Annotated in this window: 19 protein-coding genes; 3 read left to right on the top strand and 16 right to left on the bottom strand. The window is 67.4% G+C overall.

Going from position 1 to position 23,204, the window contains the following annotated elements; genetic code table 11:
- Nucleotides 1–19: 19 nt before the first annotated feature.
- From IB223_RS12815 to IB223_RS12870, 12 genes are all read right to left on the bottom strand, one after another.
- A complete protein-coding gene (locus IB223_RS12815) occupies nucleotides 20–1,333 on the bottom strand; it encodes a dicarboxylate/amino acid:cation symporter (protein WP_192202101.1) in 1,314 nt (437 codons plus the stop codon).
- 138 nt (nucleotides 1,334–1,471) lie between these two features.
- Entirely contained in the window at nucleotides 1,472–3,148 is a 1,677-nt protein-coding gene (locus tag IB223_RS12820) for a BatD family protein (protein WP_192202102.1), read from the bottom strand.
- On the bottom strand, nucleotides 3,145–4,905 hold the full coding sequence (locus IB223_RS12825) for a VWA domain-containing protein (protein WP_343227196.1): 1,761 nt from the start codon (nucleotides 4,903–4,905) through the stop codon (nucleotides 3,145–3,147). The genes IB223_RS12820 and IB223_RS12825 overlap by 4 nt, the downstream gene beginning before the upstream one ends.
- Nucleotides 4,902–5,906, bottom strand: coding sequence for a VWA domain-containing protein (locus tag IB223_RS12830; RefSeq protein WP_192202424.1), 1,005 nt, complete (start codon nucleotides 5,904–5,906; stop codon nucleotides 4,902–4,904). The genes IB223_RS12825 and IB223_RS12830 overlap by 4 nt, the downstream gene beginning before the upstream one ends.
- Nucleotides 5,907–5,920: 14 nt before the next feature.
- Nucleotides 5,921–6,373, bottom strand: a complete 453-nt coding sequence (locus IB223_RS12835; protein WP_192202104.1) for a DUF4381 domain-containing protein — start codon at nucleotides 6,371–6,373, stop codon at nucleotides 5,921–5,923.
- 2 nt (nucleotides 6,374–6,375) lie between these two features.
- Nucleotides 6,376–7,272 (bottom strand): DUF58 domain-containing protein, encoded by an 897-nt coding sequence (locus tag IB223_RS12840; protein ID WP_225591024.1) that lies wholly within the window; start codon nucleotides 7,270–7,272, stop codon nucleotides 6,376–6,378.
- Between the two features lie 31 nt (nucleotides 7,273–7,303).
- A complete protein-coding gene (locus IB223_RS12845) occupies nucleotides 7,304–8,296 on the bottom strand; it encodes a MoxR family ATPase (protein ID WP_225591025.1) in 993 nt (330 codons plus the stop codon).
- A 155-nt stretch (nucleotides 8,297–8,451) separates the two neighbouring features.
- Entirely contained in the window at nucleotides 8,452–10,386 is a 1,935-nt protein-coding gene (locus IB223_RS12850) for a type IV pilus secretin PilQ family protein (protein WP_192202107.1), read from the bottom strand.
- Between the two features lie 14 nt (nucleotides 10,387–10,400).
- Nucleotides 10,401–10,925, bottom strand: coding sequence for a pilus assembly protein PilP (locus IB223_RS12855; RefSeq protein ID WP_192202425.1), 525 nt, complete (start codon nucleotides 10,923–10,925; stop codon nucleotides 10,401–10,403).
- The gene (gene pilO, locus IB223_RS12860) at nucleotides 10,925–11,614 is read right to left on the bottom strand and encodes a type 4a pilus biogenesis protein PilO (RefSeq protein WP_192202108.1); all 690 of its coding nucleotides are present in this window, start codon (nucleotides 11,612–11,614) and stop codon (nucleotides 10,925–10,927) included. The genes IB223_RS12855 and pilO overlap by 1 nt, the downstream gene beginning before the upstream one ends.
- The gene (locus IB223_RS12865) at nucleotides 11,611–12,387 is read right to left on the bottom strand and encodes a PilN domain-containing protein (RefSeq protein ID WP_192202109.1); all 777 of its coding nucleotides are present in this window, start codon (nucleotides 12,385–12,387) and stop codon (nucleotides 11,611–11,613) included. The genes pilO and IB223_RS12865 overlap by 4 nt, the downstream gene beginning before the upstream one ends.
- Nucleotides 12,387–13,445: a pilus assembly protein PilM gene (locus tag IB223_RS12870; RefSeq protein WP_337731585.1), complete on the bottom strand. Its 1,059-nt coding sequence runs from the start codon at nucleotides 13,443–13,445 to the stop codon at nucleotides 12,387–12,389. The genes IB223_RS12865 and IB223_RS12870 overlap by 1 nt, the downstream gene beginning before the upstream one ends.
- A gap of 216 nt (nucleotides 13,446–13,661) precedes the next feature.
- Between IB223_RS12870 and IB223_RS12875 the strand changes: the two genes are divergently transcribed.
- The 3 genes from IB223_RS12875 to IB223_RS12885 all read left to right on the top strand — a co-directional run bounded on the left by IB223_RS12875 (nucleotide 13,662) and on the right by IB223_RS12885 (nucleotide 17,995).
- Nucleotides 13,662–16,088: a penicillin-binding protein 1A gene (locus IB223_RS12875; RefSeq protein ID WP_192202110.1), complete on the top strand. Its 2,427-nt coding sequence runs from the start codon at nucleotides 13,662–13,664 to the stop codon at nucleotides 16,086–16,088.
- Nucleotides 16,089–16,194: 106 nt separating this feature from the next.
- Nucleotides 16,195–16,851, top strand: coding sequence for a hypothetical protein (locus IB223_RS12880; protein ID WP_192202111.1), 657 nt, complete (start codon nucleotides 16,195–16,197; stop codon nucleotides 16,849–16,851).
- Between the two features lie 109 nt (nucleotides 16,852–16,960).
- Nucleotides 16,961–17,995: an aldo/keto reductase gene (locus IB223_RS12885; RefSeq protein ID WP_192202112.1), complete on the top strand. Its 1,035-nt coding sequence runs from the start codon at nucleotides 16,961–16,963 to the stop codon at nucleotides 17,993–17,995.
- 72 nt (nucleotides 17,996–18,067) lie between these two features.
- Here the strand turns inward: IB223_RS12885 and IB223_RS12890 are convergent, their stop codons facing one another.
- The 4 genes from IB223_RS12890 to recG form a co-directional block, all read right to left on the bottom strand.
- Entirely contained in the window at nucleotides 18,068–19,357 is a 1,290-nt protein-coding gene (locus IB223_RS12890) for a citrate synthase (protein WP_192202113.1), read from the bottom strand.
- Nucleotides 19,358–19,617: 260 nt separating this feature from the next.
- On the bottom strand, nucleotides 19,618–19,860 hold the full coding sequence (locus IB223_RS12895) for a type B 50S ribosomal protein L31 (RefSeq protein WP_055940095.1): 243 nt from the start codon (nucleotides 19,858–19,860) through the stop codon (nucleotides 19,618–19,620).
- Between the two features lie 74 nt (nucleotides 19,861–19,934).
- Nucleotides 19,935–20,873, bottom strand: coding sequence for a nucleoside hydrolase (locus IB223_RS12900; RefSeq protein ID WP_192202114.1), 939 nt, complete (start codon nucleotides 20,871–20,873; stop codon nucleotides 19,935–19,937).
- Nucleotides 20,874–21,036: 163 nt separating this feature from the next.
- Nucleotides 21,037–23,142, bottom strand: a complete 2,106-nt coding sequence (gene recG, locus IB223_RS12905; RefSeq protein WP_192202115.1) for an ATP-dependent DNA helicase RecG — start codon at nucleotides 23,140–23,142, stop codon at nucleotides 21,037–21,039.
- Between the last annotated feature and the right edge of the window lie 62 nt (nucleotides 23,143–23,204).

A 23,204-nucleotide genomic window follows, 5' to 3' on the forward strand; every position in this document is an offset into this window, starting at 1 on the left:
CGAGGGCCTGCGCGGGGTGTTAGCCCGGCTGGCCCGGCAGCTTCACGTCGACGCGTTCGCCCTTGGCCACCAGCGACGCGAGGGTCAGGTCGCCGGTGACGTTGAGCGTGGTCCGGCACATGTCGAGGAAGTGGTTCACACCCAGGATCAGGCCAATGCCGATGGGGTTCACACCGACCATGGCGCAGATCAGCGCCACCACCGGCAGTGAGCCGGATGGCACGCCGGCCGTGCCGATGCCGCCGAGGATGCACACCAGCATCACCATGAACTGCTGGCCCAGCGACAGGTCCACGCCGAAGAACTGGGCCAGGAAGATCACCGTCACGCCCTCGAACAGCGCGGTGCCGTTCTGGTTGGCGGTCGCGCCCACGGTCAGCACGAAGCGCGACACCGTGCGCGGCAGGCCCAGCTTCTCGTCCGCCACGCGCAGCGCAGTGGGCAGGGTGGCGTTGCTGGAGGCGGTGGAGAACGCCATCACCATCGCTTCCTGCGCACCGCGGAAGAACGTCAGGGGCGAGTAGCCGGCCAGCTTCAACGCGACCGAGTAGCTGACCACCAGGTGCAGCGCGAGCGCCAGCACCACCACGCCGACATACGCCCCCAGGCGCACCAGCAGGTCGAAACCGAAGATCGCCGCCAGGTTGAACATGAAGCAGGCCACCGCGTACGGCGCCAGGCGGATCACCAGGCCGATCAGCGTCATCGAGATTTCGAATACGCCTTCGATGCCGCGCTTGAGGACGCCGGTGTTCTCCGACGGGGTCAGCACCAGGCCGACACCGAACATGACGGCGAAGAACATCAGCGACAGGATGGCGGCGTTGCTGGACGCCGCGCCGATCACGTTGTCCGGCACGATCGACAGCAGCATGTCCATGCCGGTCGGCTGGCTGCCGACGCTGGCAACGATCTCCTTCGTGCGCTCGGCGTTCTCGGCGATCAGCTGCTGCGCCAGCGCGGGATCGACCCCCACGCCCGGCTTCAGCACGTTCACCAGCACCAGCCCCAGCAGCACCGCGACCGCGGACAGCACGATGGTGTAGGCGAGCGTCTTCCAGCCGATCCGCCCCAGCGCCCGGATGTCGCCCATCTCGGCGATCCCGCAGACCAGCGCCGAGAACAGCAGCGGCACGATCAGCATGAAGATCAGGTTGAGGAAGATCTTGCTGAAGGGCGTGGTGACGTACTTCGTGACGTCCTGTACCCAGCCCGCGTCGCCCTGGCCGGAGGCGTGCACGATGAGACCGACGATCAGGCCGATGCCGAAGCCGATGGCCATCTTCCAGTGCAACGGGAGCTTGGCGCGGTTGGCGGGCGTGGCGTCGGTCATCGGCGGGTCCTGCAGCGACAAAGTCGGGAGCTTAGCAAACCCGGCATGGTGGCCCGTCCACGCATGGCGGCGCGCGTGGGTGCCGCCTGAAGGGCATCGCTTACGGCAGAGGGATGACGAACATCGGTCTGGTTTCCCCTACCGTGGATACAGCGGCGGCAGCGGTTCGTCCGCCACGCCGACCTTGCCTGCCTGCCACTGAGGCCCTCCACGGAAGGCTTCGCGCAGCGCAAGGCGGGCCTGTGCCGGATCGCCGCCGGCCCAGCGGGCACGGCGCAGCAGGTCCACTGCGGCACGCTGCGCCGGCATGGCGAGGCGACGCTGCAGGTCGTCCAGGTCGATGGCCACGGGACGCGCCATGCCGCAGAGCACGGCTTCGATATCGTCGAGATCACCGGCATCGAGCACGCGTTTCAGGTCGGCCGCCGTGTGGGTGGCGGAGGATGTCGTCGGACGGGCCGGGTCCGTCACATGTTCGCGGCTGCGGGCCACGTTCGCGCCACCCGGCCGACGCAACAGGCCCCACACCAGCGTGGCCAGCCACAACAACGCAAAACCGGCGGCCAGCCACGGCCAGAGGTGGGCTGGCAGGCGTCGATCGCCGGACAGTGCCATGACGCCGTCGTCCGTGGCGGCCGGCGCCCTCGGCGCTGCGGCATCCCGTGCCGGCGGATGCGCCGCCTGCCCGTTCCCCTGCACGACCGGGATGGCCAGGTCCTGCAGCGTCGCGCGCTTCGCCGTGCCGGTACGCACGTCCCACCACGCCATCGCCACGCCGGGCACCGACAGCGAGCCCGGCTGCGAGGGCACGACGGAGTAGCGACGCGTCAGCTTCACCTGCGGCGTACCGCCATTGAACGTCTCATCGTATTGCGGCGGCTCCGCGAACACCTGCGCGCCGGGTATCGAGGGCACGGGCAGTTCGGGCAGCTGTGCCTGCGTGGCTCCGATGACGGTGGTCTCGATGGCAAGCGTGGCCGCTTCACCCGTACGGAGTTGATCGGGCACTGCGGTGTAGCGCAGGCGCAGATCACGCACTGGCAGCCAGGGCTGTGGTGCGTTCGCCGGCTGCGCGCGAACCTGCAATGTGCGCGGCGAGCCGGTGATGTTGACCTCACGACTGTTGCCGCCGAGCAGGTCGTCCATCCAGCCGCCCGCACCCCGTCCGCTGAAACGCGGGCCGGGCAGTGTCAGCGGGCCGCTGCGCTCCGGCACCAGCAGGAAGCGACGCTCGGCGGTGCTGTAACGTCGCCCGTCGATCTCGCGGCTGGACTGCACGATGTCACCGACCCGCTGCAGCAACGCGCCGTCCGGCGGATCCAGGTCGAGCTGGCCGGAAACCAGGGGCGTGGCGTAGTAGAGCCGTACGGTGACGCCCACCGACTGCTGCACGTACGGGCTTGGATCGTCGATCTCGGTTTCCACGAACACGAGACCGTTCGATGCTGCGCTGGCGGTCGGGGTCGCGGTCACTTCGAGCATCAGCGGGGCGGTGCGTTCGCCGCCGACCTGCAACGCCGGGATCGCCAACGTGCCCGCGCGTCGCGGACGCAGCGTCAGCGCGAACGTGGTGCTGCTGCGCACGCGCCCGTTCACAAGTCCGACGCTGCGGCTGTCCGACTGCCCTTCCACCTCGAAATCGCGCATCAGCGGGGTCAGGTCGGGCGTGGCGGACACCGCATCGGTTTCCACATTCAGCGTGACCGCCTGTCCGAGCGTGACGATGGATTGTTCCAGCCACGCGCGGGTGGCGGCCATCAACGAGAACGGCCATGCCACCAGCAGGCACAACAGGATCAATACCCGATGCTTCATCGCCCTTCCCTCTGCCGGCGTTCGTGTTCGAGCCGGAACTTTGCCTTGAGCAGCGAACCGGGTTCGTCCGGCACGCGCTTCAGCCATGCATCGACCGCTTGGCGCCGTTCGCGCTGCTCCGCGGTTTCGACCGGAACGGCAGGCGTGTTCTCGGTTGCATTCTTCCCAGCTCCGGATTCACGCGCCATCGCCGCACGCATGCGCTCACGCTGTGCCGCATCGGCAGCAGCCTGCGCGGCAGCATCCGGCGTGGATGATGGTGGCGCGCCGGTGCGCGATGGATCTGCGTCAGCAGACGGCTTGCCCGCATCGCGCGATGCCGACGAAGCGGAAGGCTGATCCTCAGGCGATGGCGATGCATTCTTCTGTGCCCCTGGATCGGTCTTGGACTGGTCCTGCGACGCTCCGGATGCATTGCTGCCGTCGCCCTGCTGTCCTGGCTTGCCTTGCCCCTCTCCCGGCGACGGCGGGCGCTTGCGTGCCGCGTCCACGGCCGCACGGTTCGCCAGTGCGTCGGCCATGCCCGGCTGCGCGCGCAATGCACGGTCGTACGCCGCGATGGCGTCGTCATAGCGCTGCTGCTTCGCCAGCGCATTGCCGAGGTTGTACCAGCCCTCGGCGGTATCGATGCCGGTGAACGCCTGCTCGGCGGCCGCGAAGTCGCCCTGCCGGTACGCATCGGCGCCCTCGGCGATGCGCGCGTGTTCGGCCTGGTCCGGGCGCTGCCACCACTCGATGCCAGCCGCATGTGCCGGTTGCGCGAGCGGGAACCAGAGCGCCCCCACCAGCACCAGCGCGGCGCCACGGCGGAACCACAGCAATGCGAGCATCAGGATCGGAATCAGCAACCAGTAGCCTTCATCGCGCCATGCCTTGCCACCACCTGCGGCGGCACTGCCTTCGCCCACCTGTTCCGGCGAGCGCAGGCCGAGTGATGCAAGATCGGTCTCGTCCGCGGTCAGTGTGTGGTAACGACCGCCTCCCGCGGCCGCCAGCGCGCGCAGCGATGCGGCATCCAGTGCGGCACGTCCGATCACGCTGTCGCCGCTGCGATACGCAGTGCCCGAGGCGGTGCCAACCCCCAGCGCAAAGACGGCAAAGCCCTGTGCACGGGCATCGGTGGCGGCGCGGAGCGCGGCATCATCGGCCCGGTCGCTGAGCAGCAGGATGTCCCCCTTCCGGACGTCGGCCTGCGTCAGCAGACGCGCTGCCCAGGCGATACCGCGATCGGCGCGCTGCCCGTCGACCGGCATGATGTCCGGCGCAAGATCATCGAGGAACAGGCGGATGTTGGCGGTGTCGTCGGTCAGTGGCGTCACCGTGAACGCGTCGTCTGCGTAGGCGACCAGTGCAAGGGGACTGCCCGCGCGGACCTCCAGCACCTGGGCCAGTTTCGCCCGCGCCTGCAGCAGGCGCGACGGCGGAAGATCCGTGGCGGTGATGCGACTGGAGAGATCCAGCACCACCACCAGCGGGCGTTGCGCCTGCCACAGCGGCTGGTCGGCCTGGCGCCAGCTGGGACCGGCCAGCGCGAGCACCGCGAGTACGAAGGCGATGGCGGCCGCAAGCACGCCTGTTCGCGCACCGGCACCGCCCCGCACCAGCAGATGCGGCAGCAGATGGGCATCGACATGTCGGCGCCAGGCATTCCTGCGTTGCCGCCGGACTCGCCACGCCCACGCCAGTGCGGGTAGCGCAAGCAGGGCCCACAACGCGTGCGGACGCAGAAAATGCAGGGCGGTCCAGTCGATGTTCACCTGCGCCTCCCTTGCAACACGAAGGCCAGCAGGGCCACTGCAAGCGCGCCGGCCAACGGCCATGCATAGCGCTCGATGCGCGGACGCACGGCCTTGCCGGGCTGTTCCACCGGCTCAAGACGGTCCAGCTCGGCATAGATGCCGACCAGCTCGCCCGTATCGCGCGCGCGATAGAAGCGGCCCCCCGTCCTACTCGCCACCTCGCGCAGGGTGGCTTCATCGATGTCCTCCGGCGAACTGGCGGGCAACGGCAGCGGGATACCGAACACGCTCATCGCGCCGTCGCTGCCGAACGCGATGGTGTGGATGCGGACACCCTCTTCCTTCGCCAGCTCCGCCGCCTTCTGCGGAGTCAGGACGCCGGCGGAATTGACGCCGTCGGTGAGCAGGACCAACACACGCTGGCCGTCCTGCTGTGTGCGCAGGCGACGCACGGCCAGGGCAATCGCATCGCCGATGGCGGTCTCGCGGCCAGCGAGCCCGGCCACGGCGTCACGCAACTGGTCGCGCACGGTCTGCAGGTCGCGGGTGAGCGGTGTCATGGCATACGCGCGCTGTCCGAACACGAGCAGCCCGACCCGATCGCCCTCGCGACGGTCGAGGAAGTCGGCAAGCACCGCCTTCGCAGCCGTCAAACGGTCCACCACCGCGCCTCCCAGCTCCATGTCCGGCTCGGTCATGCTGCCGGACAGGTCGACCGCCAGCATCAGGTCGCGTCCACTCACCGGCGGCGTGACCGCATCGCCAAACTGCTGCGGACGCGCCGCAGCGGCGCACAGCAGGAACCACACGAGCCAGGCCAGCGCGGCGGCCCGCCCCGGCAGGCCTCGGCCACCGCGCTGCGCGATGGCCTGCACCGAACGGCCGTAAGGCACCCTGAGCGCATCGTCCTGGGTTCGCCGCGCGGGCAGCAGCCAGCGCACTACCCAGGGCAAGGGAAACGCCAGCCAGAACCATGGCCATGCGAAGCCGGCGTAGCCATCCTGCAGGAACTGCAGCATCGGCAGTGAACCGCTCAACGCGAACCCGCCATCAGTTCGAGGAAGCGCACGCGCGCGACGGTGCGCGCTGCAGCCAACTCGGCCGCGTCCACGTCGCGGCGGTAACCGCCCTCCAGCAACAGGCGGCCGGGCCCCTGCGTGAACGCGTGGCCGTGTCCGCCATCAAGGAAACGCAACCATGCCTCGCCTTCCAGCCGGTCCGCCGAAGCATCCAGGCGGCGCGCGGCACGCCGCAGCAGCTCCGACATCGCGGCCACCTGTCCGGCAGGCGATGTTTCCTCGTTCGTCGCATCGAACCAGCGTTGCCATGCCTGGCGACGTCGATGGCGATGCAGTCGCCATGCCATCGCGCCGACAATGAGCAGCAGGAAGACAGCGATCAACAACCACCAGCCCGGCGCCAGCGGCCACCACGACGGCGACGCCGGGACATGCACATCGCGCAACACCAGCGTCGCCATGCCCATGCTCAGGCCACCTGCGGCTGCGCGCGGCCCAGCGCGACGAGCCACGCGTCGCTGTCCGCATCGGTGGACAGCGTCCTTACTTCCACGCCGCGTGCAGGCAGACGATCGAGCGCGCGGTCGAGGGGCTGCTCGAACTCGGCACGCCACGCGTCGCGTTGCGCGGTGCTGGCAAGATCGAGCTCCACGCGCTGGCCTCCGGTGACGAAGGGAAGGCGCTGCGTTGGCGGGTCCGTCTCCAGCGGATCGGTCAGCAAGAGCACGACCACGTCATGATGCGCGGCCAGTGCCGGCCACCGCGTCTCCGGAATGGTGGCCAGGCTGTGAGGATCGGCCAGCACCAGCAGGCGCGAGCCCGGTCGCAGCAGACGCGCTGCGTGGTCGAGCGCGAACGCCAACCCGAGATCCTCCGGCGGTGGCGTCGTATACCAGCGCACCAGCGCATCGAGGACACGCAACGCTCCACGCGTACCCGATGCGGGTGGAACAGGCGCTTCGGTCATGCTGCCCCGCACGATCGCCAGGCGATCGCCGTCGCGCACGGCCTGCCACGCCGCCACCGCGCCGGCACGCGCGGCCTGTACCGACTTGAAGCGCATGCGCGTGCCGAAGTACAGCAGGGGCGACGTGTCGGCCACGATCAGCGTCAGGCGTTCGCGTTCGGCCTGGAACAGTTTGGTATGCGTGCGCCCGCTGCGCGCCGTCAGTCGCCAGTCGATGTGGCGGACATCGTCGCCCGCCACGTACTCGCGGGATTCCGCGTATTCCATGCCGCGCCCGCGCAGGGGCGAGGCGGCGGGCCCGGCAATGGAATGCCGTCCGCGCCGCGCGGGTGGTCGTCGCTGCGCGCTGGCCCGCAACGCGATCAGCTCGGCAAGGGTGGGTGCGATGCCTTCGCTCATGGGCATGCCGTGCGGACGTTCGCGCAGGCGCTCAGGGCAGCGGGACCACGTCGAGCAACGCCTTCACCAGGCGATCGCCATCCCATCCCTCGGCCGTCGCCTCGTAACTCGGCAACACCCGGTGGCGCAGCACGTCCGGCGCGATGGCGCGGATGTCGTCGGGCGTCACGTAGTCGCGGCCCGCCAGCCAGGCGCGCGCACGTGCGCAGCGCTCGAGCGCGATGGAACCCCGCGGGCTCGCGCCCCAGGCAATCCGCCGCGCCAGCGTCGCGTCGTAGCGCGCGGCGTCGCGCGAGGCGAGGACCAGTTCGATCAGATAGCGTTCCAGTGCGGGTGCCAGGTGCAGGTCCAGCACCTGTGCCCTCGCACTGAAGACATCCTCCAGCGGCATGCGCTCGACCGCCGCCGGGACCGACTGCATCTGTTCGCGCGCGCGATCACGTGCCAGCCGCAGGATGTCGGCCTCCGCCGCCGCCTCGGGGTAACCGATCTTCACGTGCATGAGGAAGCGGTCCAGCTGCGCCTCCGGCAATGGGAAAGTGCCTTCCTGCTCGATCGGATTCTGCGTGGCCATCACCAGGAACAGTGCCGGCAATGGGTAGGTATGCCGACCCACTGTCACCTGGCGTTCGCCCATGGCTTCCAACAATGCCGACTGCACCTTGGCCGGCGCGCGATTGATTTCATCGGCCAGCAGCAAGGGGTGGAAAACCGGTCCGGGCTGGAATTCGAACCGGCCATCCTGCGGTCGCCAGACCTCGGTGCCGGTAAGGTCGGCGGGCAGCAGGTCCGGCGTGAACTGCACGCGCGCGAAGTCCGCCTGCAGCCGCGACGCCAACGCGCGGATGGCCGTCGTCTTCGCAAGTCCCGGGGCACCCTCGACAAGCAGGTGCCCATCGGCCAGCAACGCGATCAACAGCCGCTCGACCAACGCGGATTGGCCGACGATGGTCCGGGAGAGGTCCTCGCGCAACGCGATGAATCGATCGAACAGCGTACGGGTGTCCTGAGACGGATGATCCATGGGCGTTCCGGAAGGCATGGCGTGCCTGTGACCGCAGTTTGCCATGGCGGTTCCCGCACGGAACAACCGATCAGAACCGGATTCAGCCACAGGTGTGAAGAAACGAAACGGGCCGCAATCGCGGCCCGTTTCGATGATGCGATGATCGCGACGCGTCAGCGCTTGGTAACCGACAGCACCTTCGGCGTGATGAAGATCAGGAGCTCCGCCTTTTCCTTGCTGCGTCCCTTCTTCTTGAACAGGTTGCCCAGGAACGGGATGTCGCCGAGGAACGGCACCTTCGCCACGCTGCTGCGGTCGGCGAACTCGTACACGCCACCGATCACGACGGTCTGGCCATCCTCGACCAGCACCGCCGTGTTGATTTCGCGCTTGTCGATCGTCGGTACGGTGCCATAGCCTTCCAGCGTGATCAGCTCCGCCACTTCATCCTTCTTGACGTTCAGGTTCAGGAAGACGCGATTGTCGTTGGTGATCGTCGGCAGTACCTTCAATTCCAGCAAGGCTTCCTTGAACTGCACGTTCGGCGTGGCGACGCCACCCTGGCCAGCGGTGATGGTGACATAGCCGATTTCCCGGCCCTGGCGGATGACGCCCTCACGCTGGTTGGCGGTGACGATGCGCGGATTGGAAATGACTTCGCCACGTCCCTCTTCCTGCATCGCCGACAGCTCGAGATCGATGGCGAAATTGCGGCCCAGCAGGGTGTAAGCCAGCGCGCCAGCCGCCGCTTCAGTGAATCCGTCCGCCGGTAAATTGACATTCAGGCCGCCCGGGGTGATGGGCCGGCTCGGGTCGCTGACATTACCGGCGTTTCCACCCAGGGAACCACCGATACCCTGGCTGCGGTCGCCAAAACGACGGCCCTGTATGCCGAAGCGGGCACCGAGATCGCGTGCAAAGGTGTCGCTGGCTATCACGATGCGGCCCTCGATCAGCACCTGGTCAACGGGCCGGTCGATCATCGAGATCAGTTCACGCATCTGCGCGACCTTCTTCGGGATGTCGCTGATCATCAGCATGTTGGTGCGCTCGTCGGCAACGAGGCGACCGCGCGGCGAGAGGAAGCCGTTCTCCTGGTCCCGGCCGCCACTACCACCGCCGCCGCCACCGCCACCACCGCTGTTCTGGTTGCCGATGCCCTTGGCTTCGGTCAGTGCCTTGAAGATCGCGGAGGCGCTGTGATAGTTGATCTGGACGTAGTCGGTGACCATGTCCTCGCGGTTCTCGATCGCGATGCGTGCGTCTTCCTTGTCCTGCTCGAACTTGGCCAGTTCGGGCTGCGGAGCGACCCAGACCACCGCGCCATCACGGCGCTTGTCCAGGCCCTTGGCGCGCAACACGATGTCCAGCGCCTGGTCCCACGGCACGTTGACCAGGCGCAGCGTGACGTTGCCCTGGACGGTGTCGGACGCGACGATGTTGAGATTCGACTCTTCGGCGATCAGCTGCAGCACCGTGCGCACGGGCACGTCCTGGAAGTTGAACGTCACCGGGCGGCCACTGTAGCGGCGTGCCTCGGAGGCCACTTTCTGCGCTGCCGCGACCACGGCCGAGGCACTGGTCCCGGAGGTGGCATTCGCCCCGCCCACCGCCTTCTGTCCGGCGCGCGGCACGATCTCCACGACGTACTCGTTGCCCGACTGGTAGGCCAGCGATTCGAAATCACCGCGGGTGCTGAGCACCAGTTGCGTTCCGCCGCCCTTGCTCTGCGCTTCGACGCGCTGCACGGGTGTGGCGAAATCGACTACGTTGAGCGGCTTCTGCAGTGAAGCGGGCAGTGTCGCGTTGCCGACATTCACCACGACGCTGTCACCCTGGTTGCGCAGGTCCGGGGCAGCACCCTGTCCATCGAACTTGACGATCAGCCGACCCGAGCCATCTTCGCCGCGACGGAAGTCGATGTTCGACACCGAAACTGAGGACGCAGGCGTCGCGACGGTGGCGGGGGACGTGGCCGGTGGCGTTGGCGACGCGGCGCCTGCAGCATTGGCAGCCGCAAGCAGGCCGATGGCCAGCCCAAGAGAGCAGACCCGGAAAGTAGCCAGGCGCCGGGACGGCCGCGGGCGGTGGGCATTCGTAGCGGTCATCGTGTATCCCCCAATCATTGATCTTCAAGCGCAATCGACGCCGGCCGTTCCAGCCATCCGCCTGCGCCATCCGGCACTAGTTCGACAAGTTCCAAGCCATCTTCGCGGACCGAGGTGACCCGGCCATCGCTCTGCCCCAGGTAGTTCCCCGGACGTACCCGGTAGGTGACCTTGTCGGGCCCCATCACCAGTGCCACCAGACCTGCCCCCTTGCCGAGCGTGCCGACCATGTCGAGGCTGTCCAGCGGGTACTGCTCCAGTGTTTCCTTGCGCCGGTCAGGATCCGGCCGCAGCCCGCCGCCATCGGTATTGCTCCAGGCGTTGCTGAAAGGATCCCGCAGCGTCTGCGCCGCGTATTCGAAGGTTTCGAACTGCTGCATCACGGGCAGCGGTTCAAGCGGTGGTGCGGGACGGGCGCGCACGTCTTCCACCCAGGTCTGCAGATTCGGCGCATCCCCGGGCGTGCTGGTAATGCCGCGGGCGCAGCCGGACGTCAGCACGACCGCAGCCAGGATCAAGAAGTGCCAGTTGCCGCGCATCATTGCTGCCCTCCCGCTGCGGGCGCCTTGCCCTTGCCGCTCGCCTTGGCAGCTTCAGCCGCCGCGGCCTCCTGCTCCGCAACCTCGGTTTCATCCAGGTAGCGATACGTCTTCACCGTGCCCGAGAGCTCCAGGGCGCCGCGATTGATGCCGCCCTTGCCTTCCTTCGGTTGCAGCGAGATGTCGTGCATGGTCAGGATCACCACTCGCGGCAGCGATGCAACGCCACTGACGAAGGCACCGAACTGGTGGTAGTTGCCCACCATGCGCAGCTGGATCGGCTTCTCGGCGTAGAACTCCTTCAGCGTTTCGGGCTCCGGCTGGAACAGCTCGTTGGTCAGGCCGCTGGACAGCGCGGTCTGCGAGATGTCGATGATCAGGTCGGGCATTTCCGTCTTGCTGGGCAATTGGCGCAGCATCTGCTGGAGCACCTGCTCCATCTGGGCCAACTGCTGCTTCAGGGGTTCGAGGTTGGCGGCCTTGGCCTGCTCCTTCTCGAAGTCCTGACGCAGGCGCACCTCTTCCTGCTCGAGCGAATCCAGCGTCTCCACTTTCCCCTTGACGAAGAGGAAGTAGGACAGGACAAGGATGAACAAGGCGAGCACCACGCAGAATCCGATCTTGGCGTTCTGCGGCCATGCACCGATGTTGTTGATGTCCAGGTTCTTGAGCGACGTCTTCTGGCTCATGTGTTGCTCCCGGAAGCCTGGGGCGAACTGACTGCGGGCGCGGCCGGTGTCGGGGTGGCGGGCGCTGGCGCGGCGGGTGTGGCAGGCGCGGGTGCCGACGGCTGCCCCTCCAGCGGCGCTGCCGGAGCAGGGGTCGTGGCCGGGGCGTTCGGGTCGGCAGGTGCAGCGCCGGCAGCGGCGCTTTCCGCTTCCTGTTCCGCCGTCGGATTCGCCAACCGCACCTGGAGCGTGAACACGTACGGCAGCGCGCTGCCTGCACCGGTATTGGTCAGCGTTTTGACCTCTTCCGGCTTGGCTTCGATGATCGACAGTTCAGGCTTGGTCATCCAGCCGGACGTTTCCAGGTTGCGCATGTAGGTACTGACACGCGCGTTGGATTGCGCGCGCCCCTGCAGCGTGAGCACTTCGCCTTCCTGCTTGATGTTGGCCAGCATCACGCCGTCCGGAATAGTCCGCACCAGCGAGTCGAACAGGTGCACCATCTGCGAACGGTTGGCCTGCAGTTTCTCGATGACGTCCTTGCGGGCCAGCAGGCGGCGCTTCTGCTCGTCGAGGCGCTCGATCTCCTTGTTCTGCGCCTGGACCTTGGCGATCTCATCCTTGAGGAAGTCATTGCGCTTGGTCTGGCCGGACACCTGGCCGTCGTAGTGGAACCACAGCAGGAAGGACAGCAGCAGGCCCGCGATCGCCGCTGCACCCAGCATCACGTAGAACTCGCGCTGCCGCTGGACGCGGCGCTCGGCGCGCCACGGGAGTAGGTTGATTCTTGCCATCAGTCGAAGCTCCTCAAAGCCAGGCCGGTGGCGATCATCAGCGCAGGAGCGTCCTGGGCCAGCGCATGTGCCTGCACGCGCGGGCCGAGGGTCATCTGCGCCAGCGGATTGGCGACCACGGTGGGCACGCCCAGTTGCTCTTCCACCATCTCCGGCAAGCCGGCCAGTGCGGCGCAGCCGCCTGCCAGGACGATCTGGTCGACGCGGTTGAATTCACTGCCCGCGTAGAAGAACTGCAGCAGGCGGCTGATCTGCTGGACCGTCGCCTCCTTGAAAGGCTCCAGCACTTCGACTTCGTAGCTTTCGGGCAGGCCGCCCTGGCGCTTCGCCAGGCCGGCTTCCTCGTAGGTCAGTCCGTAGCGGCGCATGACTTCGTCGGTCAGCTGCTTGCCGCCGAACACCTGTTCACGGCTGTAGAGGCTGCGGCCACGGCGCAGGACGTTCAGCGTGGTCATCGTGGCACCGATGTCGACCAGCGCCACCACACCGTCCTGCGGCACGGGCAGATCATTGGCCATCAGGGCGAAGGCGTTCTCCACCGCGAAGGCTTCCACGTCCATGACCTTGGCGGTCAGCCCCCCCAGTTCCAGCGCGGACTGCCGCAACTCCACGTTCTCCGAACGCGAGGCGGCCAACAGCACCTGCACCATCTCCGGGTTGTTGGGCATGGCGCCCAGCACCTCGAAGTCGATGTTCACTTCCTCGATGGGATACGGGATGTAGTTGACGGCCTCGAGCTCGACCTGGGCCTCCAGATCATTCTCGTCCAGGTCGGCGGGCATCGGGATGATCTTGGTGATCACCGCGGATCCGGCCACTGCGGCAGCGGCGTGCTTGGCCTTGCTGCCGGCGCGGTTCACCGCGCGACGGATGGCTTCGCCGACGGCTTCCACCTCGACGATGTTCTTCTCGACCACGGCATTGGGCGGCAGCGGCTCGACGGCGTAGTGCTCAACCCGGTAACGGTTGCCCACACGCGAGAGCTGCAGCAGCTTTACCGCAGTCGAACTGATATCGACGCCGATCAGCGACGACTGGCTTTTTGGGATTAGCCCCACGGTCTTTCCCCTTCCGACGGGCACTGGGCGCACGACACGCGCCGACATTAATAACCAAGTTTTTACTCTTGGCAACCGACGTTGACGTGGCTGTGCGGCTTGTCACGTTTCACGAGGGTTGTTCCCCAAGTCCCTGTTCCCCTTGGGATCACCCGTGGTGATCCCGGCGGTCATCTATACTCTGCCGCTACGAATTCTGCAATCGGAAAGCACTGGATGTCCCGTTTCCGTCGTCTTCTCCGTTGGACCCTCATCACGTTCCTGATACTTGCCCTCGCCGGCCTGGCCGGTCTGGGGGTGCTGTACTACACGGTTTCGTCCAAGGTCCCGGACGTCCAGTCCCTGCGGAACGTGGAACTGCAGGAACCCCTCTACATCTACGCCAGCGACGGCCGGCTGATGGGACTGTACGGCGAGATCCGGCGCTATCCCGTCCAGATCGACAAGGTCCCGGCCCGGGTCAAGCAGGCCTTCGTCGCGGCCGAGGACAGCAAGTTCTACGAGCACAACGGCATCGACCCCACGGGTATCGCCCGTGCCGTCTGGCAGATCGTCAGCCGCAAGGAAGGCCGCGTGGCCGGCGGCAGCACCATCACCCAGCAGGTGGCCCGGCAGTGGTTCCTCAGCTCCGAGTACAGCTACACCCGCAAGCTGGTGGAGATGATGCTCGCCATCCGCATCGAGAAGATGCTGACCAAGGACGAGATCCTTGAGCTGTACCTCAACAAGAGCTTCTTCGGGAACCGCTCCTATGGCGTGGCCGCCGCCGCCGAGTACTACTACGGCAAGACGCTCGACCAGTTGACCCTGGCCGAGACCGCCACCCTGGTCAGCGCGTTGAAGTTCCCGTCCAGCGGCAATCCGATCAGCAATCCCGGCCGCAACCAGCAGCGCAGCGCCTATGTCGTGGAGCGCATGCGCGAGGATGGTTACGTCACCGCCGCCGATGCCGCGCAGGCCAAGGCCGAGCCCATGCACGCCAAACCGCATGAGCGGCCGATCGAGGTGCACGCGCCCTACGTGACCGAGATGGTGCGCCAGGAGATGATCGCGCGCTTCGGGCCCGAGGCGCTGACCAAGGGCTACCACGTGACCACCACGCTGGATGCCACGCTGCAGGCCGCTGCCAACGACGCGGTACGGGACGGGCTGGGTCTGTACGACCACCGCCATGGCTGGAACGGCGTTGAACGGCATTTCGACGTGGGCGCCGACGCGGATGCGACCACGCTGGCCACGCACCTGCGGGGCGTGCCGGTGCAGAACGGCATGATCCCGGTAGTGGTGGCGCGCACCGCCGATGACGGCAGCGCGACGGTGGTGATGGCGGATGGCAAGGAACTCGTCCTGCCCGCAGCCGCCAGCAAGTGGACCGGTCGCACGCCCGCCAAGCTGTTCAAGCGCGGCGACATGGCCCGCATCAAGGCCGGCAAGGAAGAAGGCACCTATGTGGTCGACCAGATCCCGCGCGCGCAGGCCGCGCTGGTATCGCTGGATGCGAACAACGGCGCCCTGCGCGCGCTGGTGGGCGGCTACAGCTTCGCTGGCAACAAGTTCAACCGCGCCACCCAGGCGCGGCGCCAGCCGGGCTCCAGCTTCAAGCCCTTCCTGTACGCGGCCTCGTTCGAGAAGGGGTTCAACCCCGCTTCGATCGTGCTGGACGCCCCGGTCGTGTTCCGCGACCGTCGCGGCCACATGTGGCGGCCGCAGAACGATGGCGGTGGCTTCCGCGGCCCGATGCGGCTGCGCGAAGCGCTCGTGCAGTCGCGAAACCTGGTGTCGGTGCGCCTGCTGGACGGCATGGGTGTGCCGTTCGCGCGCACCTACATCAGCCAGTTCGGCTTCGAGGAAGCCGAACTGCCGCCGAACCTGTCGATGTCGCTGGGCACGGCCTCGCTGACCCCGCTCTCCGTGGCACGGGGTTATGCGGTGTTCGCCAATGGTGGGTCGCGGGTGACGCCGTGGTTCATCGACGAAGTGAAGGACCGCGAGGGCAACGTGGTGTTCAAGGAGAATCCGGCCGTCGCCTGTCGCGGGTGCGGCCAGGGCCAACAGGGCGGCAGTACGCCGTCCAGCCAGGTGGTGGACGGCTTCAACTTCGGTCCTGCCGATGCCGCCAAGCCCGCCGCGGCCGCCGTCACGCAGAAGCCCACGGAAGAAGCGAAGCCGGCCGACCCGAATGCCGTCACCGCGCCGCGCGCCATCGACGAGCGTACCGCGTACCAGTTGGTGTCGATGATGCGCGACGTGGTCCAGCGCGGCACCGGCACCGCAGCCAAGGTGCTGGGGCGCGAAGACGTGGGCGGCAAGACCGGCTCCACCAACGACCATCGGGACGCATGGTTCGGCGGCTTCGGCGGCACGTACGCCACCGTGGTGTGGGTGGGCCGCGACAACTTCCAGTCGCTCGGCTATCGCGAATACGGCGGCAAGGCCGCGCTGCCGATCTGGATCGACTACATGCGCGTGGCGCTGAAGGACAAGCCGGTCGCGCTCAACGATCCGCCCGACGGCATGGTGCAGGCCACGCTGAACGGCGTGACCGAATGGGTGAAGGTCGAAGACATGGATCGCATCCAGGACTACGACCTGTACGGCCCCGAAGATGCCGTGCCGGACGAGGAAGCGTTCGACATCTTCTGACAGGCCGCTGGGCCGATGAAGACCGCATGACGGCGCTTCGGCGCCGTCATGGACACGTCGGGCGCATGGTGTACATTCGCGGTCAGTTTCGACGCGGAGGCTCACCATGCACCACGCCCGTCAGCACGCCGAAACCCGCACGCGCGAGCGCCGCCAGCGCCTTGCCCACGAAGCTGCCCGGCTGATGGCCGAGGGCGGCATCCGCGACTTCCACCAGGCCAAGCTCAAGGCGGCCAACCGGCTCGGCATCCACGACGATGCGTCGTTGCCCCGCAACCGCGAGATCGAGGACGCGCTGCGCGAGTACCAGCGCCTGTTCGTCGGCGAGGCGCATGCGGTGGGCCTGAGGCAGCGGCGCGAAGCCGCGCTGCGCGCGATGGAATTCCTGTCGGGATTCTCGCCACGCCTGGTGGGCCCGGTGCTGGAAGGCACGGCCGATGCGAACACGCCCGTCCACATGCATGTCCACAGCGACGACCCGGATGCGGTCACCCGCTTCCTCGAAGAGCATCGCATCCCGGCCGAACCGCGCGAACGCCGCTTGCGCCTCGACCGCGAGCGCGTGGCGGACCTGCCCGTGTGGGTGTTCAGCGCAGAGGAACTGGGCTTCGACCTCACCGTGCTGCCGCACGACGCACTGCGCCAGGCGCCCTTGTCCTCGGTGGACGAAAGGCCGATGAAGCGGGCCTCCGTCACGCAGTTGCGGCAGTTGCTGGCGGAGGAAGAGATCGCCCGCTACGAATCCGGCGCGCCGCAACGCTGAGAACGCGGCAAAGCGCAACGCCGTGCAAGACGCCGTCGCCCGGTCGGCGTCCACTTCCCGCTTCGCACGCCCGCACCATGCAGCGGCGGCATCGTCGGGAGAGGGAAGCATGCGCTACCGCGTCTTCGGCAACACCGGCCTGCGCGTTTCAACACTCGCGCTGGGCACCGGCAACTTCGGCAAAGGATGGGGTTACGGCAGCGACCGTGAGGACGCGGCGCAGATCTACGCCCGCTATCGCGATGCAGGGGGCAACTTCATCGATACCGCGGACCAGTACCAGTTCGGCCAGTCCGAGGAGATGGTCGGCGAGTTCATTGCCGGTGACCGTGATGCGCTCGTGCTGGCCACCAAGTTCTCGCTGGGTGCGCGCGCCGACGCCGGACTGCAGGAGACCGGCAACAGCCGCAAGACGATGATCCAGTCGGTCGAGGGCAGCCTGCGCCGCCTGAAGACCGACCGCATCGACCTGCTGTGGGTCCACATGCCGGATGGCCACACGCCCGTCGAGGAAATCGCGCGCGGACTGGATGCGCTGGTGCGTGCCGGCAAGATCGTCTACGCGGGACTCTCCGACTTCCCCGCCTGGCGGGTGGCGACCGCCGCCACCCTGGCCGAGTTGCGCGGCTGGGCGCCCATCTCTGCAGTGCAGCTGGAATACAGCCTGGTCGAACGGACCGTGGAGCGCGAACTGCTCCCGATGGCCCGCGCTTTCGGCCTGGGCACCGTGGGCTGGTCGCCGCTTGGTGGCGGGTTGCTGACAGGCAAGTACCGCAAGGGTGAAACCGGACGCGCGCAGGGCCTGGGCGTGGTGATCCACGGCGAGAGCGACGCCCGCAAGACGGCGACGGTCGATGCGGTGCTTGCCGTCGCGGAGGAAACCGGCCTTCCGCCCGGCCAGATCGCCATCGCATGGGTGCTGGGGCGCGGCGTGTTGCCCATCGTCGGTCCCCGCACGCCGGAACAGCTGGCGGACAACCTGGCCGCAACTGCGGTCACCTTGAGCCCATCGCAGCGCGCGCGCCTGGAGGAAGCCAGCGCCATCCCGCCGGGCTTCCCGCACGACATCGTCGCCGCGACCGCCCCGCGCCTGCGCGGCGGCAAGGAGGCGCTGCTGGACCTGCCGGACGTACCAGTGCGCTGACCCCAGTGCCGCGCCTTACGCACAAAGAAAAAGGCCCCTCGCGGGGCCTTTCTCGTGGCACGGCAGGAGCACTCAGCGCTTGTCGGCCGACACGTAGTCGCGCGGTGCGTAGCCGGTGTAGATCTGGCGCGGACGGCCGATCTTGGCTTCCGGATCGACCTGCTGTTCCAGCCAGTGCGACACCCAACCGGCGGTGCGGCCGATGGCGAACATGACGGTGAACATCTCGGTCGGGATCTTCAGCGCCTTGTAGATGATGCCGCTGTAGAAATCGACATTGGGATACAGCTTGCGCTGGATGAAGTACTCGTCCTTCAGCGCCGCTTCTTCCAGCCTCATCGCCACTTCCAGCAGCGGATCGTCGACACCCAGCTCGCCGAGCACCTTGTGGGTCATCTCGCGGATGATCTTGGCGCGCGGATCGAAGTTCTTGTAGACACGGTGGCCGAAGCCCATCAGGCGGAAACCCGATTCCTTGTCCTTGGCCTTGGCGACGGCGGAAGCGACGTTCTTCGCATCGCCGATTTCCTCCAGCATCTTCAACACGGCCTCGTTGGCGCCGCCATGCGCGGGGCCCCACAGCGCGGTGATGCCGGCGGCAACCGAGGCGTACGGATTCGCACCGGTCGAACCCACCAGGCGTACCGTCGAGGTCGATGCATTCTGCTCGTGATCGGCGTGCAGGATGAACAGCAGGTCAAGCGCCTTGGCGACCACGGGATTGAGTTCCAGCGGCTCGCTCGGCACTTCGAACATCATGTGCAGGAAACGGTCGACGTACTCGAGGTTGTTGCGCGGATAGCGGATCGGCCAGCCGATCGAGTAGCGGTAGGCGGCGGCGGCCAGGGTCGGCATCTTCGCCAGCAGGCGGATGGCGGCCAGGCGGCGCTGCTCGGGATCTTCCTGGTCCAGCGTATCGTGGTAGAACGCCGACAGCGAGGCGACCGTGCCGGCCAGCATGGCCATCGGGTGCGCGTCGTAGTGGAAGCCGTGCAGGAAGTTCTTCAGCGACTCATGCATCATCGTGTGATGCGTGACTTCGTGCTCGAAGCTGGCGAACTCTTCCTTGGTCGGCAGTTCGCCGTTCATCAGCAGGTACGACACTTCCAGGAAACTGGAATGCTGCGCCAGTTGCTCGATGGGGTAGCCGCGGTACAGCAGCACGCCGTTGTCGCCGTCGATGTAGGTGATGGCCGACTTGCAACTGGCGGTAGCGGTGAAACCGGAGTCGTAGGTGAAAAGACCCGTTTCCTTGGTCAGCTTGGAAATGTCGACGCAGTCGTTGCCAAGCGTGGGTTTCAGGACTGGCAGGACGACGGATTTGTCGCCGGCATTCAGCGTGACCTGGTCAAGTTCGGACACAGTGTGCGCTCCTTCGTGGGGTAACGCCGGCCGGAAGCCGGGCGGCGCGGGACGGGAGTCCAGGGAGTGAACCTTGGATGACCCGAATTATCGCACAGCGGGTTTGGAGCCGTCGCTCGATACAGCACCAAAGTCAGACCAAAGAATGAGGCCGCTGGCGCAACCGTGCGTTCCGGCGCGGCGCATCATCGGGGACGCGCAAACGCGAACGGCCGCGCACTAGGCGCGGCCGCGGGCGGATCAGGCGAACGACGGTTCGATCAGCGCGCGTAGCGCTTCTGGAACTTGTCGATGCGGCCGCTGGTGTCGATGACCTTGTGCTTGCCCGTGTAGAACGGGTGCGAAGCCGAGGAGATTTCGACCTTGATCAGCGGATAGTCGTTGCCGTCTTCCCACTTCGTCGTTTCCTTGCTGCCCAGCGTGGAGCGGGTCAGGAACTTGAAATCGGAGGTCACGTCGTGGAAGACGACTTCGCGGTAATTGGGATGGATGTCGGCCTTCATGGCGGGCACACCGTGTCGCGGGAATGGAAGAGCGGCATTGTAGACTGCCCTCCCGGTCCGGCGCAACCCGCGCTTCAGGCCGCCGCCAGGGCCGCCTGGATCAACGCCTCGAACCGCTGCTGGTCGTAGCGCAGCAGGATGTTGGCCTTGTCGGGCCGTCCGCCTTCCCGGCGCCAATCCACGATGGACGCCCCACGGGCATGGACACCCGCCAGTTCGATGGCCAGCGGCCGTTCGGCCAGTTCGAGCGCCCCCTCCGGTGCCAGCACGAAGGCCATGGCCAGGGCATCGGCCGCATACCAGTGGTCGCCACGTCGGTCGGCGGACCACAGGCGGGTCTTCTCGGAAATGCGGTCGTAGAAGCGGGCACGGTCGGAATCCGCCCCCAGCCAGCCCGCCACCCGCTCATGATGGAGACCGTGGGCGATGGTGGCCTCCCAGTCGGCCAGGTCGTAGTGCTCGAACGCCTCGAGCACCAGGTGCGCCGCTTCCGGATCGAAGAAGAAATTGAACTCGGCCGCCGGCGTGATGTTGCCGTGGCAGGTTACCGCACCCCCCATCACCACCAAGCGCGCGACCCGCCGGGGCAGCGTGGGGTCCAGCTTGAGCGCCAGCGCGATGTTGGTCAGCGGCCCCAGCGCGACCAGCACCAGCCGGCCCGCGTGTTCGTGCGACAGGCGCAGGATCGCCAGCGCCGCGTGTTCGGCTTCCGCCTGGCGGGAAGCCGGCGGGAAGCCGACATCACCGAAGCCGTCCTGCCCATGCACGTAGCCCGCATCCGGCGATGGATGCAGCAGCGGCGCAGGCGCCCCGGCGAACACGGGAATGTCTTCGCGACCGGCCACTTCACACAGCTTCAGCGCATTGCGCACGGTGTGCTGCAAGCCCACGTTGCCGGCCGCGATGGTCAGGCCGACGATGTCGTGGCGCGCATCGTTGAATGCCATCAACAGGGCCAACGCATCGTCGACGCCGGGGTCAGTGTCGATCAGCAGGGGAATCTTGTCCGTCATCGTCTTCTCTTCGTCTTCTCGGCCGCCGAGTCTCGCACCGCAGACGGTGCCATGGAAGCATGCGTGTCATGTGGGAGGGGCTTCAGCCCCGAGGTTCTTCGGTCAGCCAATGGAAGCCTGATCGAAAAGCATCGGGGCTGAAGCCCCTCCTACAAGAGACGACCTACGCGGACGCGTACCGCGCCGCGCCGCCGACCCAGCGCTGGATCACGCGATCCGCCGCCCCGGGGTCGTCGGCGAGCAGCCGCTCAGCCAGCGCATGTACCTGTGGAAGCAGGGCTGCATCACGCGCCAGATCCGCTACGCGGAAGGCCGCCAGTCCTGTCTGCCGCGTGCCGAGCAGTTCGCCGGGGCCACGCAGTTCCAGATCCTTCTCCGCGATCACGAAGCCGTCGTTTGTCTGCCGCATCGTCGCGAGCCGGTGCTTGGCCATCATCGACAGGGGCGGCTGGTACATCAGCACGCAGGTGGATGCCGCCGCGCCGCGACCGACGCGACCGCGCAACTGGTGCAGCTGGGCCAGGCCCAGGCGCTCCGCGTTCTCGATGATCATCAGTGACGCGTTAGGCACATCGACGCCGACTTCGATCACCGTCGTCGCGACCAGCAGGTCCACTTCGCCCTGCTTGAAGCGCCGCATCGTGTCCTGCTTGTCCGCTGCCTTCATGCGCCCGTGCACCAGCGCGATACGCGCCGCAGGCAGCGAGGCCGACAGTGTTTCGAACGTGGTCTGTGCCGCCTGCGCGACGACCTCGTCGCTGTCGTCGATCAGCGTGCACACCCAGTAGGCCTGCCGTCCTTCGGCGCAGGCGGTGCGGATGCGTTCCACCAGTTCCGGCCGCCGCTCCGCGCTCAGCGCAACGGTCTGCACCGGCGTGCGCCCCGGCGGCAGTTCGTCGATGGCCGATACATCCAGATCCGCGTACGCCGCCATCGCCAGCGTGCGGGGGATCGGCGTGGCCGTCATCACCAACTGGTGCGGCACATGGTGCTCGCCCGCCCCCTTGTCGCGCAGCGCCAAGCGCTGGTGCACGCCGAAACGATGCTGCTCATCCACGATGGCCAGGCCCAGGTCGTGGAAGGTCACCGCCTCCTGCATCAGCGCATGCGTGCCCACCACCACCTGCGCTTCACCGGACGCCACCTGCGCCAGCACGTTCGCACGCGCCTTGCCGGTGACCTTGCCGGCCAGCCACGCAACGCGCACGCCGAGCGGCTCCAGCCAGGCACGCAGGTTGGCCAGGTGCTGCTCCGCCAGCAACTCGGTGGGCGCCGCCAGCGCCACCTGCTTGCCCGCTTCCACCGCGAGCATGCCCGCCAGCGCGGCCACCACGGTCTTGCCGCTGCCCACGTCGCCCTGCACCAGCCGCAACATCGGCGATGGCTTGCGGACATCCTCGCGGATCTGCGCGAACACGCGCTGCTGCGCGCCCGTCAGCTTGAACGGCAACGCCTTGACCAGCGCTTTCGCCAGCGCGCCCTTCCCCGTCAGCGCGGGCGCGTGGCGCTGCTGCAATGCCAGACGCTGGCGACGCAGACTCAGGTGATGGGCCAGCAACTCCTCGATGGCCAGCCGGCGCTGAGCAGGATGCGTGCCCAGTGCGAGCGCTGCGACATCGGCGTTGCGCGGCGGACGATGCATCGTCAACAACGCGTCGCGCAGCGAGGGCAGGCCCAGGCCTGCCAGCAGCGGTGCAGGCAGGAGTTCCAGCGCATCGCCGGCCGGCAGCCGCTCCAGCGCCTGCCCGATCAGCTTGCGCAGCGTGGCCGGCCCCATGCCCTCGACCGCCGGGTAGACCGGGTCGAGGGCGTCCCCCAACGCCATCTCGTCGTCATCGCCCAGCACACGGTAACTGGGATGCACGATCTCCAGCCCGTTCTGGCCCGGCTTGGGCGTGCCGTAGCAGCGGATGCGCGCACCCACGGCAAACTGCGCTACCTGCGCCGCGCGGAAATGGAAGAAACGCAACACCAGCGCACCATGCGATTCGTCGCCCACGGCCACGCGCAGTACGGGCCGGTAGCGGAAGCCGCGCTCCACGGCCTCGACCCGACCTTCGACCTGCGCGGGCACACCGGGCTGCAGTTGCCTGATCGGGGTCAGCGCGGTGCGATCCTCGTAGCGCAGCGGCAGGTGCAGCCAGAGGTCCTGCATTGTCGACAGTCCGCGTGCGGCCAGCTTCTCCGCCACGCGCGGCCCCACGCCCGGCAGGCGGCTCAGGGGTTCTGCGGAAAGATCGATGGGGGGGGCTTCACGACGCGCGGGCATGGCGCAAGGATGCCGGGAACGGCCCGAAACAAAAACCCCGGCACCTCACGATGCCGGGGCCC

Source organism: Pseudoxanthomonas sp. PXM03 (genome assembly GCF_014852005.1).
GTDB lineage: Bacteria > Pseudomonadota > Gammaproteobacteria > Xanthomonadales > Xanthomonadaceae > Pseudoxanthomonas_A.